Raw genomic sequence first — 13,770 nt, forward strand, 5'->3', positions numbered from 1 at the left:
ATTCCTCCGTCCTTTGAAAGCGTTTACTAATTTTTTCACGGACTTGGAGAATGGTCTAGTTTTTTTAATTAAACGAAATCAACTTTTTAATCGAAACGTCTTACCTGCTTCCAAAATACGGTAGCGATTGTATGGTCGCCCATGCGTTAAATAGACAAGATCTTTCTCGATAAACGCTTGTTCATGAAAGTAGCGTAAGTATTTTCGGAGCGAAACATGAGAAATGCTTGTCCGCTCCTCTAATTCCGCAGCTGTTTGCCAGTTTGTATCATCTAATGCTTCTAAAATCCTCTTCGCCGTTACTTCTGTAATGCCTTTTGGCATATGTACTTTTTCTATGAGTTGGTTTGTTTCATTTCGTTGAAGCAATTTGTCTATTTCTTGTTGAGCAAATGATGGTTGCTTCGTTTCTTGTTTTATAAGCCGGTAGCGTTCAAGAGCTTCTTTAAAGCGCGCAAAGGTAAATGGCTTTACGAGATAATCAATGACACCAAAGCGGTAGCCTGTTTGAACCGTATACGCATCATTTGCGGATGTAATAAGAATTACATCGACATTCCGTTCCTCTAAGCGCACTTGCTTTAAGATATCTAACCCATTCCTGTCACCTATATACACATCAAGCAACAATAGATCTGGTTTGTGTTCTTTCACTTGCTGTAAACCCTCTTCAAACGTTTGTGCACTTGCTACCAATGTAAATCCTTCAACTTTTTTAAGAAAAAGACTGTGGAAATGTGCAATCTCTTCCTCATCTTCAACCATTGCTACACGAATCAACTTGTTCTACCTCCTTTCATGTCCCTAATGGAATATGGATCGTAATAATGGTACCTTTACCTTCTCTTGATAAAAGGTCAATCGTTCCACGAAAACGAGAGACTTCTTTTTTTACATTCTCTAACCCGTAGCCATGATCTCCCTTTTTTGTCGATTGTCTTTCTTGATTAGGCGAAAAGCCTTTGCCGTTATCCTCAATAACATAGCGAAGGACGCCCCCTACTTGCTTAATTGTGACAATAATATACGTTTCTCGATGATTGAGACTAGCTTCCGCTGCATTGTCCATGGTGTTCCCAATGATCGTAATCCATGCATCAATTAGCTCTGAAGATAGTTTTGGCCAAGGTGTACCTGATTGGAACAGAACGTTAATACCTTGCTCTTCTAACACGCTTGTTTTTCGAGCTAAAAACTGCGCTAAACTTTTATCAGATACTAATTTGCCAATTTCATCTGGTAATTGGCTATTCTTCTTTTGCTGATAGCGTAAAGATAGATTTTCAATATAGTCTTTTAGTTCACTATATGATTCGGTTTCCACCATCGCACTAATAATGTGTAGCTTGTTCATAAACTCGTGGGTTTCGCTCCTTAAGCTTTTGGCATAGGTTTCTACTCCACTTAAACGTTTTATAATATCATCTAACTGATTCTTTTCACGAAATGTGGCAAGCGCACCGATACAGAGATCTTGATAAAAAATCGGCACCTTTGTCACAACTGCTTCTAAATCATTTCGTTGATAAACAACATCGTAGCTCCCTTCACGCTGTTCCATCACTTCTTCCAATTTAAGTTCTGGCCACACTTCATGGACCTTTTTCCCCTCCACAGATTCTTCATGATTGGTTGCTTTTAAAAAGGTTGTAGCTGCGCCATTAATGGCAATGATTTCACTGTCTTCATTAATCGCGATCACGCCTTCACCCGCTGCTTCTAAAATGGCTTCACGCTCATTTACAAGCCGTGCGATTTGCTGAGGTTCAAGACCGTGAAGCTGCTTTTTAATTCGGTTTGAAAGAAAATAGGCACCAATCATCCCAACAAGTAAGCTCCCGCTTGCACCAGCTACTGATGTAAGAATTGCCTGGGTTTCAGCCTCGTTAATTGCATCAGTAGAGATTCCAACTGATACGGCACCGATTAATTCGCCTGTTTGACTAAAAACAGGTTCAAAAGCTCGAACAGAAGGGCCTAAAAAACCAACAGCTTCCGAAATATACGATTCTCCTTCAAATACTAAGTCTGCGTCACCGCCTATAAACCGTTCCCCAACGCGGTCCTCAACGGGATGGGTGTAACGTTTTTGATCCGTATCCATCACGACAATATACAAGAACTCATTTTCTTCTCTAATTATCTCAGCAAGTTGTATGAGTTCATCCGTCGTTTCGTCTGCTTCAAGGGCAGATACAACTGCTGGATGAGTCTGCAAGTGGCTGGCGCTAATTTGAACTTTATCAGCCAGCTGTTCTCGTGTTAACGTTGCCTGTTGAAACGCGCTAAATAATCCGAATAATAACAACGCTACTAGGACAATGCTAGCACTTAATAACATCGTTTGCGTTCTAAGCGTTAGTGGTTCTTTTTTCATCTCCGTTCTCCACCTCTAGCCATTTTATCTGTTAAAATCCGAGCATCTTGTACTTACAAGTTTAATTTTTTTTTTTAAGAATGTATAGATTTCATTCAAACGGTAAGAATGAGTAGCGTATTCCCCTATCCCCCTTAGCTCCCAACAAATGTTGGGAGCTTTTTTTATCGCTTGGACATTTCTCTTTTCCTTTTGCATACAATTCAAAAAGAGTTTCACTTTGCTTTTTGAAGGAGATACGTGTTTATGCGTTGGTCTAGTTCTGTTTTAACTGCGGCTTTATTTGCTTTTTTAGCCGTCGCCTTTTGGGGGATATCGTTTGTAAACACTAAGGCACTGCTTGTAGAGCTTACGCCTAGTACAATCTTGATCAGTCGTTTTGCAATCGGTTCTCTATTTCTATTTTTATTTTTAATCATATTTCGCTATCCTCTTAAATTGCCTTTATACTACCTTCCGCACCTCTTTATTCTTGGGACTCTCGGTGTGTTTATACACCAATGGTTACAATCAACGGCATTGTTAACCATTCAAGCTTCTGAAGCGGGCTGGATGATTTCCCTGATTCCTATTTTCACGTGTGTACTTGCAGTTTTTTTTCTTCATGAACGATTCACACGTCTAAAAGGAATCGGCATGCTTCTAGCACTATTAGGTGTCCTGCTCATTACGAACCCTACGCACATTTCATCTTTCCAGCCGGGCTATATGCTCATGTTTCTTAGCACGATTAACTGGGCCGTTTATTCTTTGCTTTTAAAAGGACTCCGTATACCATTGCCGCCTGTGACCATTACGTTTTATATGTGTTTAATCGGTACATGCCTTACCTTCCCACTCGTACAGGTTCATACGAGCATCAAGGAATTAACGTCGCTTTCCATGAACGGATGGAGTCATTTGCTTTTTCTAGGGGTGTTCGTTTCGGCGGTTGCCTACTTCTTTTGGGCAAAAGCCTTGAAGCAACTACAAGCATCAACCGTATCTAGTTTTCTTTATATTGAACCGGTAGTAACGTTTATCGCGGCAGTCTATGTTTTAAAAGAAAAAGTTCTACTTCTAAGTATTGTAGGAGGAATCATAATTATAGGAGGAGTCTTGCTGTCAAACCACGGTTTAACTCAGCCGAAAAACAGGGAATAAGAAAGGAGACCATTATGTTCGAACGCCATATAAGCAACTGCTTGCGTCCTCTCAATAAACCAAGTATTGAAAGACTACGTCAAGCATTGCTAAAGCTGAACGCAACCTATGATGAGTTAGCTCCTTACATTCAATCAAGCAGGGAAAAGCCTTACTATCGCAAACTGCTGTTCCAATCTAAACAGGTTGAACTTTTACTCATGAATTGGTCTGGCCTTGATTGTGCCCCCCATGATCACGGTGCATCTTATGGATGGATTCAAGTGATCGAAGGCAACGTGTCGAATCAGCTTTTTAAAGTGAAATCAAATGAGCTGCCAGAGCTATTCGTTGAGAAACGCTATAAACAAGGGAAAACATTTTTTGCCCCTAAAAAAAGTGTGCACCGCATGGAAGGCAACAAAGGGTTGTTAACTCTCCACTTATACGCTCCACCTATTTCAGGGATGAAAGTGTATGATTTAGAAAAATGTGCCGCCTGTGTCGTATCAGATGATTGTGGTGCCTGGTGGCCAGAAGATCAAAAGCAGCGGCTCAAAGTTATTCAATTAAATCAAACGCCGAAATAAGGAGGAATTCGATGCATCTCTCTCAGTTAAATACAGCCGAGCTTACAGACGCTCAAATCACCGAACTTCTCTATCATTCTACTTTTGACGATGGACAACAGGGAGATTGCATCTTCGTTCCAGGAAGCAGTAAGGCTGTCGACTATAAAGTCCCAAAAGCGATTCAACTCTATCAGGAAGGACGGGCTAATAAACTATTGTTCTCAGGAGGTGTATCTTGGGATGCTTCCAAGAAACCAGAAGCGGTGATGATGCAAGAACGAGCACTTCAAAGCGGCATCCCTGAGGAAGCGATCTTAATCGAAAAAGAGTCGCTACACACAAAAGAAAATGTTCTGGCTTCTCTCCTCGTTCTCGATCGTGCTTACTACTTGCATCATGTAAAGCATATCATCATCGTCACCTCTAGCATTCATATGTTAAGAGTGTGGTTAACGATGCGCACGTATATGCCAAGCTGGATCACGTACTCTTTTGCCTCTGTAGATGATCGGAGCACAAAAGAAGGGAATTGGTTTCTGTCACCTCATAGTCGCAAAAGAGTCGAAGCAGAAGTGCAGAAGCTTGTACGCTATGCAAGAATAGGGGCCATTATTGATGAAGACATTTCCATTGGCGATGGATAAGCCGAAAAGCCCTCCAATGTTGCCACTTTTTCAAGTGCCTACTTTGGAGGGACCATAGTACGATCATGTGTTAGTTTGTGTAATACATAAGTGCAATGGCACCAGGCCCTGTGTGGGTGCTAATGATTGGAGAAGTTTCCAGTATGGACGATGAGAAATGTTGTCGGACTTTTCTTAAACGATCCAACACTTGCTCACTAAACGTCTCGGCTTCAATATGAGCTACACCGACATGTTTAATCTCCTTCTCTTCTGTTTCTTTTGCAAATGTGTCTGTTAGAAATTCAAGCACTTGCTTCTGGGAGCGCTTCGTTGCTACAGGAGTATACGAACCGTCTTGTAAGGAAGCAATTGGCTTTATTTTTAATAATGAACCAAGGAGCGCCTTCCCTTTTCCAATTCGACCGCCTTTAGCCAAGTAGTCTAACGTATCGACAACAATATATAAAGAAGTCTTCGATCGAATATCAGCAAGCTCACTTAGAATGTCCTCAAGGCTTGTCCCTTTATTTGCTAGTTCCGCCGCGCGTGTCACTTGAAAAGACAACGCAATTGAAATGAAACGAGAATCAACCACAGTCACTTTACCATCACATTCATCTGCCGCCATTTGTGCAGATGCAACGGTTCCGCTCATCGCACTTGTCATATGAATAGATAAAACGTGCGTATCAGGCTCACTTAAGAGTTCCTCATAAACCCGGACGAATTCCCCAACCGGAGGCTGAGAGCTTTTTGGAAGGTCTTCGCTTGTCACAAGCATGTGCGCAAACTCTTTCTTCGTTAAATCGACTCCATCTAAATAACTTTTACCATTAATGTTTATTGATAACGGGACAACGGTTACCCCTAACTCTTGTAAGATCGATGCATCTATATCGCAAGTGGAATCCGTCACAATTTTGATTTTTGTCATTAAAATCTCCCTTTAATAAGGCATTTTGTGAACGCATAACATACGTTGTTTGTAGTATGACACACGTGCACCTGAGTGTAAACGCTCTCTTAAAAAGCGCAATTATACGACTATAGAAAAAAGTATGAACGTAATCGTTTTCGTATTATTTTAGAGTTACCTATTTCTATGAATAAATTGTAAAGATTGTAACGTTCATTTATCCATTGTAAAGTTGAGCTTTTTTTCAATTTCCATTCTCTCTGCTACAATCTTTTCTTGAAGAGCAAGGAAAAGAGGGATGAACAGCTTGTTAACGAAACACGCTTTTGCTTACTTATTATCGCACGGCATACCTGCCATTGTGGGCTTTTTAGGAATCGCTATTTATTCTCGCTTACTTAGTCCCACAGAGTACGGTCATTATGCATTCATTTTTGCAAGTGCAGCAATTGTGAATGCTGTCTTGTTTGAATGGTTAAAGGTTAGCGTCTTGCGCATTCAACAACAGCACGAATTAGGCCGTGCTTACTATATGACTGTGAAAATCGTATTTCTTTCACTGATGCTCATTAGTGCTTTATTTGCACTGATACTGACGTTCGTCTCAACCGTTGCCACCCTCGAACTTGTACTTATTATATTGCTTTTGTCCTGGAGTCAATCGTGGTATCAACTACACCTTTCTTTACTTCGGTCAGAGTTAAACCCCCTTGGATATGGGAAAGTAGCCTTTGCCCGTTCCGTAATCGGATTGCTATGTGCAACAATTCTTATTTTCTTTGACTTTGGAGCAACAGGACTTGTTACCGGGTTCATCATCGGCCTACTGCTCTCTGTTTTTCCAATGACCCTGAGGCGCTTTGGATTAACACTAGCACCGTCCACATTTAACGTCTTATTAGTAAAACAGTTTGCAAGCTATGGTTTGCCATTAACCATTACGTTACTGCTAGGTATTGTTATCCATCAATCTGATCGATTAATCATTACGGCTATGCTGGGAATGGAGGCTACCGGAAACTATGCCATTGCCTATGATTTAACGGAACAAACCATTTTTACTTGTATGCTCATTATTAACTTGGCAGCTTTTCCGATTGCTATACGTGCATTTGAACAGAAAGGTGAACGTGCTGCTCATCAACAAGTAAAACGTAATACAGAGATGCTGTTAGCAGTTGGTCTCCCGGTCACAATAGGATTCATTGTCACAAAAGACTTTATCGCAAGCTTTTTTTTAGGCGCTGCTTTTCAAGAAACGGCACGCATCCTGATTCCTTATATAGCTGTTGGTGCTTTTCTAAAAGGCATTAAACTATACGCAATTGATACAGTCTTTCACCTTACAAAACAAACAAAGCTCCAAATCATACCAGTTATTTTAGCCGCCGTCGTCAATGTTGCCTTGACGATCATCCTTATTCCACCATATGGACTTGAAGGTGCTGCTATAGCGACGGTTTTAGCCTACGCTCTCGCAATTACCATAAGCTGGATTTTGCTCATCATTCAGCGCATTCCCTATCTTTTTCCGTTTAAAGAATTTGTAAAGGTTTTGTTAGCAAGTGCTGCCATGATCGTAAGTTTACTTCCTTATCATGACGAGAGCGGCTGGGGGATGTTTCTCACACGCGTTTTCATTGGCATTTTCACTTATAGCCTTGTTTATGCTGCCCTTCACTACTACCAAATTAAAGCATTTATTGAGAATCGAAACGAGAGGAAGAAACGTATATGTTAACAATCATTATCCCTACCTTAGGAGAACGCAAACAAGAATTTAACCGACTTCTTTCTAGTCTCGAAACACAAACGATGCCTGCGCTTGAACTGATTATTGTTTCGCAAAACCATCATGAACTAGTAAGTGAATGGCTGACACCTATTACGATTTCTTATAGGCATATTCGATTACAGGAGAAAGGCTTATCGAAAGCGAGAAATGCAGCCCTACCTTATATAAACGGAGATCTTGTTACGTTTTCTGATGACGACTGCTGGTATCCAAACCATGCAGTCGCCACAGTACATAAGTACTTAAAAAACGACAGCGACGGCTGTTGCTTTCAGATTTTCGATCCTGAAATGAATGAGACCTACAAGAACTATCCAAAAAAACCATCTTCTACTGTCAATGGCCGAATGTTGTTTCGAAAATCCTCTATCGAGCTTTTTTTTAAAACCGAAGCCATTGCCTCTTTACGTTTTCATGAGTCATTCGGTCTTGGAAGCCATTACCCTAGCGGTGAAGAGAATTTATTTTTACAGCAATTCACAACAGGAAAAAAGCGGCTTGCTTATTATCCTGAAACGATTGTTTATCATCAAAAGCCAACAAAACAATCGAGGCTTTCAGAGAAACAACTCATTAGTAAGGGCCCTTTGTTTAAAACCATGTACAACACACCTATAGGACTACTTTTACTTACTGCGTTATTCATTAAAAAAGCGGGTTCCATTAAGCAACCAGTCAACAGTTATACGAAAGCTGTGAAAGCAATGCTCTCATTTAGCGAACAGCCAGAAAGGGGGACAAAATGAAAACCATAGCCTTTATTCTCTATTCATTCGATGCTGGTGGTGTTGAACGGATGACCCTACACCTAGCAGAAAACTATATCAAACGAGGTTACAAGGTTGACCTTGTCGTTATGCATCCATCTGGGGAATATACTGATTCTGTTCCAAGTGGGGTATGTATTGTCCCCTTATCAAAAGTGAAAGCTAGAGCGGCATTGCCTGGGCTCATTTACTATTTCCGTAAGAAGAAACCAGACATTATTTGTTCAGCAAAAGATTATCTAAATGTGCTCGTTATTCTCGCCAAAAAAATAAGTCAATTAAAAGCAACATTGATTGTGTCTAGCCGCGTTCATCTAAGTGAGCAAGCGAAGCAAGATCCATCTGCGAATCGAACAAAGAAATGGGTATTACGAACCTATCGGTATGCCGATCACGTTGTAGGCGTTTCCCGCGGGGTATCCTCTGATATTCAAGCCATTGCCCGCTTACCGGTTGTTCATACGATTTATAATCCTGTTATCACAAAATCATTAAGTGAGAAGATGAATCAGCCTATCCATCATCCATTTTTATCAGATTCGTCTTTACATGTTTTCGTCACAGTTGGCAGACTACATAAACAGAAAGATTATGTAACATTACTCCGAGCCTTTGCGCTTGTGCATAAACGCAACCCTCATACGGCGCTTATTCTTGTCGGCGACGGAGAAGAACGTGAAGACTTGGAAACCTTTGTAGTGACAGCCAAACTACAGAATGCCGTCAGCTTTGTTGGCTACCAACACAACCCTTATCCCTATATGAAGCAAGCAGACGTATTTGTATTATCTTCCTTATATGAAGGTTTCGGGAATGTGTTAGTAGAGGCAATGGCCGCTGGGACGCAAATTGTCTCTACCGATTGTCCAAGCGGTCCAAAAGAAATTTTGAAAGATGGCATGTATGGACACCTTATTCCTGTTGGCAACTATGAAGCATTAGCAATGGCTATGGAATCTGCTCTTTTAAACCCTGTTCCTGCGGAAGCGTTAATTCAGAGAGCACATGATTTTACCGTAGATACATGTGCAAACCACTATGAAAAACTTTGGCTATAAAAAAACTAGACAGGACAGCTCACGTTAAGAGCCGTTCTGTCTAGTTTCACTTACGGAAAAACAAGATTATCAAGCTTGTGAATACCGTTTTCCTCTACCCAATCAGCTACATAAAGAAGCTCATCCTCTACTGTATAACGGTAAATCCGTTCATCCATTAATACGTAACGCGTTTGTTCATGTTCATATAGCCTTTGCTTGAACGCTTCATACGTCTCAGTATCCATGTCGCTTTCGACACTCGCAAATGACAGAAATTGCTCTTCGGTTAATGTATGTAGATTGTTTCGCAAGTAACTATCCCCCTCTAATGTTGAGCGCACGGTCAGTGTTTGCTCGCCACACCCTACTAGAAAGAGAAGCGACAGAACGATCATCACCTTTTTCATTTCAACTCAGCTCCCAGCAAACCATTTCCCTTACTATATCCCGAATGATTTAAGGAATAAAGAGGACTCATTTTCAATTGTAAAGACGGTTTCTGGCTTTCCAAGAAACAGAATCTTCATTTATCAATACATGCGTCTATTTTCGTTAAATTCGTAAATGTCCTTGGCTCCGAATCTTCATTTTTTCTTTAAGAAGCCTTTATAAATAACGTTTCTTACCGTGTTACGATGACGACAGTTCAAACGTGAAAGGATTCAGACGATGCACTCACTTAACTACACACTCACTCGAAGACAGACTTTACCTATTTATAGCGTCATGACCCTCTATGCCGCTTCTGCTCCCGTTGCTGTTACAAGTATAGTGCAGCATCTCATACCAATACCCGGTTCTGTTTTGCTTACATTTCTAGCGTTAGCGCTGTTCCTAGTAGCGTTGTTTACAGAGCGACAACCGGTTTCCATTACAGAATTGAATCGGATAGGGCTTCTTGTGTGTGGCGCCATTGCGATACCAGCTATTGCTTCGCTCATTGGTGTCGCCTTTGCCTTGGTCTCCATTCAATCTGTCGAATATACAGCGTACGTGAATCATTCTTTACTCAACAGACTGATTAATCTTTCTTTATACACTGTGTTGACACTCGTTGTTCTTATCTTTATTCGTAGAGATGTTCAACAAACGAACATATCCCTTCTAAAAGGCTATACAATCGGAACGTTTCTTCTCGCACTCGGAGGTATCTGGCAGTTTTTACATTTTACGATTGGCTACCCTATGCCCCTGTTCGATACTCGAGCTTATGTACATAGCGTTAACCAAGACGTGCTGTTTAATTTCAGGATCACTTCTTTTACGGACGAACCAAGCTTTCTTGTACCCTTCTTACTAGATGGTCTCATTATCGGAACACTTATCATGACTAGAAAAACATACGCTTTGTTTGCAAGTCTGGTCATTCTCGTTTTACTACTCACTTTTTCAATTAGCGGTTATGTGAATGTTGTCGTCATTGGGCTTGTAGCCATGCTATTGCTGTTTACTAGAAACATGATCCCAAAGAAAATGATTCTAACGATTATAGGCGGTTTGTTTCTACTCATTACTACCTTATTCCTTTTACTACCACAAGCCTTTATAGCCTTATTCATGCCGATTCTTGGCCGGGTTGATGGTCTTTTTGATGTCATGCACCATAGCAGGCTCTACATGCTCGTCTTTCCGTTCGTATGGCTCTTCGACTACTCGTTCATGAATACACTCTTCGGCTTTGGCCCTGGAAGTTACGATTTCCTAGCACGAACGAAATTTCTTAGTCACCAAGGGGCTGTTAGCGGAACGTCAAACAATGTCTTTGTTGATCTCCTCTTTGAACACGGCTTGCTAGGGGGGTTGCTATTCACAATAAGTTTCATTGCAATTTCCTTTTATTTATGGAAAAAGCGCAATATTCACCTTTATTACAGCATCGCATTGATTTTATGGATTCACTTAGGTGTAACAAGCCTATACAGAGCTGATTTTGCCTCACCCCGATTTTGGCTCATCATCATGATCGTTGTTGGTTTACTAGAACTTGCTAGACAGAAACGATACTTACCAAATCACGTACCGAACATTTTTCAGAAAGCGAAGGTGACTTCTATATGAATGTATGTGTAATTGGAACTGGCTATGTAGGCCTTGTCACAGGTGTATGCTTCAGCTCTCTCGGGCACAACGTTGTCTGTGTTGACCACGATCTCGATAAAATTAATAGCTTAAGATGCGGTGTTGTGCCAATTTATGAGCCTGGTTTAAAAGAGCTTATGAATAAAAGCACAAAAGCGAACAACCTTATTTTCACTACCGATTTAGAAGAAGGGATGAACGAAGCAACGATCATACTAATCGCGGTGGGCACACCTGCAAATAAAGATGGATCTGCCAACTTGACGTATATCAAACGCGTGGCATTAGAGATTGGTCAATACGTTCGACCAGGTATGACAATCGTAACAAAAAGTACAGTCCCGGTTGGTACAAATAAAAAGATTAAGCAGTGGGTGTCATTCAGTAGCGGTCACCAACAGTTCTCGATTGCATCATGCCCTGAATTTCTACGAGAAGGGAACGCCATAAAAGACACATTAGAGATGGAGCGTGCTGTTTTTGGTGTAGAAGATGTTCAAGCCGAGCTCGCTTTACGAGCCTTGCATAAACCCATTAATCCCACAATTATCGTGACAACAATTGAAACAGCTGAAACAGCAAAATATGCCGCAAATGCCTTTTTGGCCACAAAGATTAGCTTCATTAATGAAGTAGCAAATGTTTGCGAAAGCGTCGGTGCTGATGTAGAAGCGCTTGCACGAGTTATGGGTCTTGACCACAGAATCGGTACATCCTTCTTAAAAGCCGGGGTAGGCTACGGCGGATCTTGCTTCCCAAAAGATACACAGGCGTTCATTCGAATTGCTGCAGAGGCGAATTATCATTTACAGATTGTTCCTGCTGTCGAACGTGTCAATCACGAACAGCGCTACCGCCTTTTAGCGAAACTTAAAAAAAGCTGCCCCATACTGGCTGGAAAACGAATTGCCATTTTAGGTCTAGCATTTAAGCCACACACCGATGACATGAGAGCTGCTCCTGCACTCGATATTATTCAAGCCTTACTAAGTGAGCAAAGTAGTACGATTGCTTACGATCCCGTTGCATCAGACCAAGCGAAGCGCTTGCTACCAGATGTCGTTCTTGCTTCTTCTTGGCAAGAAGCTGTAAAAGAGGCAGATGCGGTTCTAATTTTAACAGATTGGGCTGAATTCAAATCCATTGATTTAGAAGAGCTAAAGGTACTTATGCGTGATTCTGTTGTTATTGATGGACGGAATTTATTTCATCCTGAAGAAATGAAACAGCAAGGATTTTATTATGATTCTGTCGGTCGAGCACAGGTTGATGGACGTCTCGCACCATCACCTTCATTGACAGCTCAAACTGGAACCCATTAGAGGAGGCATTTCTGCGATGAGACAAGTGGGATTAAGCGCCCTTGCTTTATTCTTTTTAAGTGGATTCTTTTTCCTCGATAGCAACAATGCTGATCCTTACCGAGAAAAAGAGGAACCTATTAACCAGCAGGTAGTTGAAGAAATTATCCGCTATCATCGTGCAGCTGCATTCGTTATCAATGAAAAGGATACAACGCAGTTCAATCATCACTTCTCACATGAGTTAACCGAAAAAGAAATGCTTTTATTTCGCTCCATTGATCACTCAATGGAACCAATGATTACAACACAGCTCAGTCACACCGTCACCTTACGTTGGTCTGACATCGATGTCCATTATGAAAACAGATCAAATCGCTGGTATATTACATCCGTTTCGGAGGTGCAGTCAGAGTGAAGGAACCACTCGTATCCATTATTACGCCCGTCTATAACTGTGAGCGTTATTTAGCAGATACCATTGAGTCCATACTAAGCCAAACGTACGAAAATTGGGAATTATTGCTCATTAATGATGCTTCTCAAGACGGAAGTAGTGAGATAGCCAAACACTATCAATCTAAGGACCATCGGATTCACCTTTTTCACTTGTCCAGCAATAGCGGCGCGGCTGTCGCTCGTAATCTAGGCTTAACACGTGCTACAGGCAAATATGTCGCATTCCTTGATGGAGATGACCTGTGGAAACCGCAAAAATTAGCTCGTCAAGTACACTTTATGGAAAAAAACAACTACCTTTTTACGTTTACAAGCTATCGAATTATGCGCGAAGATGGCCGGGAGCGACATAAGGTTGTACCTGCTCCTAAACAAGTATCGTATGACAAACTGCTATCAAACACGATTATCGGTTGTTTAACTGTCATGATTAATCAAGAAGCGTTAGGCAAGCTACAAATGCCAACCATTCGAACAAGACAAGACCTTATGTTATGGCTAGCTATCTTAAAAAAAGGCCATATCGCCTATGGTATGAACGAAGAACTTGCAGCCTATCGTAAAGTTGGCGGATCCATTTCAAGTAATAAGTGGAAAGCGGCTAAACAAAACTGGCACATATACCGCAAGCATGAGGCACTGCCACTACTTAAATGCTGTTTTATTTTTTGCAGCTATGCGTGGAACGGTGTAAAGAAACTATAACCATTCATAAC

General features: G+C 41.2%; 14 protein-coding genes. 10 read left to right on the plus strand and 4 right to left on the minus strand.

The features are described 5' to 3' along the window. Positions 1–78: 78 nt before the first annotated feature. Together PQ477_RS07100 and PQ477_RS07105 are read right to left on the minus strand one after the other, a co-directional pair. On the minus strand, positions 79–780 hold the full coding sequence (locus PQ477_RS07100) for a response regulator (protein ID WP_274273260.1): 702 nt from the start codon (positions 778–780) through the stop codon (positions 79–81). Between the two features lie 16 nt (positions 781–796). Then, the gene (locus tag PQ477_RS07105) at positions 797–2,377 is read right to left on the minus strand and encodes an ATP-binding protein (protein WP_274273261.1); all 1,581 of its coding nucleotides are present in this window, start codon (positions 2,375–2,377) and stop codon (positions 797–799) included. Between the two features lie 246 nt (positions 2,378–2,623). Between PQ477_RS07105 and PQ477_RS07110 the strand changes: the two genes are divergently transcribed. Genes PQ477_RS07110 through PQ477_RS07120 form a run of 3 tightly spaced genes read left to right on the plus strand, consistent with a single transcriptional unit; the run spans position 2,624 to position 4,715 of the window. Continuing rightward, the gene (locus PQ477_RS07110; RefSeq protein ID WP_144560326.1) at positions 2,624–3,520 is read left to right on the plus strand and encodes a DMT family transporter; all 897 of its coding nucleotides are present in this window, start codon (positions 2,624–2,626) and stop codon (positions 3,518–3,520) included. A 14-nt stretch (positions 3,521–3,534) separates the two neighbouring features. Next, positions 3,535–4,089 carry a cysteine dioxygenase gene (locus PQ477_RS07115; protein WP_144560327.1) on the plus strand — a complete coding sequence of 185 codons (555 nt, stop codon included), beginning with the start codon at positions 3,535–3,537 and terminating at the stop codon, positions 4,087–4,089. 11 nt (positions 4,090–4,100) lie between these two features. Continuing rightward, complete coding sequence (locus PQ477_RS07120) at positions 4,101–4,715, plus strand: YdcF family protein (protein WP_035393383.1); 615 nt, start codon at positions 4,101–4,103, stop codon at positions 4,713–4,715. 70 nt (positions 4,716–4,785) lie between these two features. On the opposite strand, the gene PQ477_RS07125 is transcribed toward PQ477_RS07120, so the two are convergent. Continuing rightward, on the minus strand, positions 4,786–5,631 hold the full coding sequence (locus PQ477_RS07125; RefSeq protein ID WP_035393385.1) for a DegV family protein: 846 nt from the start codon (positions 5,629–5,631) through the stop codon (positions 4,786–4,788). Positions 5,632–5,920: 289 nt separating this feature from the next. On the opposite strand from PQ477_RS07125, the gene PQ477_RS07130 reads away from it, so the two are divergent. The 3 genes from PQ477_RS07130 to PQ477_RS07140 are packed head-to-tail and all read left to right on the plus strand — an operon-like array spanning position 5,921 to position 9,233. Further along, on the plus strand, positions 5,921–7,354 hold the full coding sequence (locus PQ477_RS07130) for an oligosaccharide flippase family protein (RefSeq protein WP_274273262.1): 1,434 nt from the start codon (positions 5,921–5,923) through the stop codon (positions 7,352–7,354). Continuing rightward, entirely contained in the window at positions 7,348–8,154 is an 807-nt protein-coding gene (locus tag PQ477_RS07135; protein WP_144560329.1) for a glycosyltransferase family 2 protein, read from the plus strand. Before PQ477_RS07130 ends, PQ477_RS07135 begins: the two co-directional genes overlap by 7 nt. Beyond that, positions 8,151–9,233, plus strand: a complete 1,083-nt coding sequence (locus PQ477_RS07140) for a glycosyltransferase (protein WP_274273263.1) — start codon at positions 8,151–8,153, stop codon at positions 9,231–9,233. The genes PQ477_RS07135 and PQ477_RS07140 overlap by 4 nt, the downstream gene beginning before the upstream one ends. 50 nt (positions 9,234–9,283) lie before the next feature. Here the strand turns inward: PQ477_RS07140 and PQ477_RS07145 are convergent, their stop codons facing one another. Next, a complete protein-coding gene (locus tag PQ477_RS07145) occupies positions 9,284–9,622 on the minus strand; it encodes a hypothetical protein (RefSeq protein WP_274273264.1) in 339 nt (112 codons plus the stop codon). Positions 9,623–9,884: 262 nt separating this feature from the next. Here PQ477_RS07145 and PQ477_RS07150 point away from each other — a divergent pair, with 262 nt between their 5' ends. The 4 genes from PQ477_RS07150 to PQ477_RS07165 are packed head-to-tail and all read left to right on the plus strand — an operon-like array spanning position 9,885 to position 13,759. Then, entirely contained in the window at positions 9,885–11,273 is a 1,389-nt protein-coding gene (locus PQ477_RS07150; protein WP_274273265.1) for an O-antigen ligase family protein, read from the plus strand. Continuing rightward, the gene (locus PQ477_RS07155; RefSeq protein WP_274273266.1) at positions 11,270–12,616 is read left to right on the plus strand and encodes a UDP-glucose dehydrogenase family protein; all 1,347 of its coding nucleotides are present in this window, start codon (positions 11,270–11,272) and stop codon (positions 12,614–12,616) included. The genes PQ477_RS07150 and PQ477_RS07155 overlap by 4 nt, the downstream gene beginning before the upstream one ends. A gap of 16 nt (positions 12,617–12,632) precedes the next feature. Beyond that, complete coding sequence (locus tag PQ477_RS07160) at positions 12,633–13,013, plus strand: hypothetical protein (RefSeq protein WP_274273267.1); 381 nt, start codon at positions 12,633–12,635, stop codon at positions 13,011–13,013. Further along, positions 13,010–13,759: a glycosyltransferase family 2 protein gene (locus PQ477_RS07165; protein ID WP_274273268.1), complete on the plus strand. Its 750-nt coding sequence runs from the start codon at positions 13,010–13,012 to the stop codon at positions 13,757–13,759. The genes PQ477_RS07160 and PQ477_RS07165 overlap by 4 nt, the downstream gene beginning before the upstream one ends. Positions 13,760–13,770: the final 11 nt, after the last annotated feature.

The sequence above is a fragment of the Shouchella hunanensis genome (assembly GCF_028735875.1).
Classification (GTDB): Bacteria; Bacillota; Bacilli; order Bacillales; family Bacillaceae_D; genus Shouchella; species Shouchella hunanensis.

Bases quoted from the DNA above. Each gene is read 5' to 3' on its own strand.
- PQ477_RS07105 (WP_274273261.1), bottom strand. From the start codon at position 2,377: ATGAAAAAAGAACCACTAACGCTTAGAACGCAAACGATGTTATTAAGT.
- PQ477_RS07160 (WP_274273267.1), top strand. From the start codon at position 12,633: ATGAGACAAGTGGGATTAAGCGCCCTTGCTTTATTCTTTTTAAGTGGA.
- PQ477_RS07125 (WP_035393385.1), bottom strand. From the start codon at position 5,631: ATGACAAAAATCAAAATTGTGACGGATTCCACTTGCGATATAGATGCA.
- PQ477_RS07145 (WP_274273264.1), bottom strand. From the start codon at position 9,622: ATGAAAAAGGTGATGATCGTTCTGTCGCTTCTCTTTCTAGTAGGGTGT.
- PQ477_RS07120 (WP_035393383.1), top strand. From the start codon at position 4,101: ATGCATCTCTCTCAGTTAAATACAGCCGAGCTTACAGACGCTCAAATC.
- PQ477_RS07110 (WP_144560326.1), top strand. From the start codon at position 2,624: ATGCGTTGGTCTAGTTCTGTTTTAACTGCGGCTTTATTTGCTTTTTTA.
- PQ477_RS07135 (WP_144560329.1), top strand. From the start codon at position 7,348: ATGTTAACAATCATTATCCCTACCTTAGGAGAACGCAAACAAGAATTT.
- PQ477_RS07115 (WP_144560327.1), top strand. From the start codon at position 3,535: ATGTTCGAACGCCATATAAGCAACTGCTTGCGTCCTCTCAATAAACCA.
- PQ477_RS07150 (WP_274273265.1), top strand. From the start codon at position 9,885: ATGCACTCACTTAACTACACACTCACTCGAAGACAGACTTTACCTATT.
- PQ477_RS07155 (WP_274273266.1), top strand. From the start codon at position 11,270: ATGAATGTATGTGTAATTGGAACTGGCTATGTAGGCCTTGTCACAGGT.
- PQ477_RS07140 (WP_274273263.1), top strand. From the start codon at position 8,151: ATGAAAACCATAGCCTTTATTCTCTATTCATTCGATGCTGGTGGTGTT.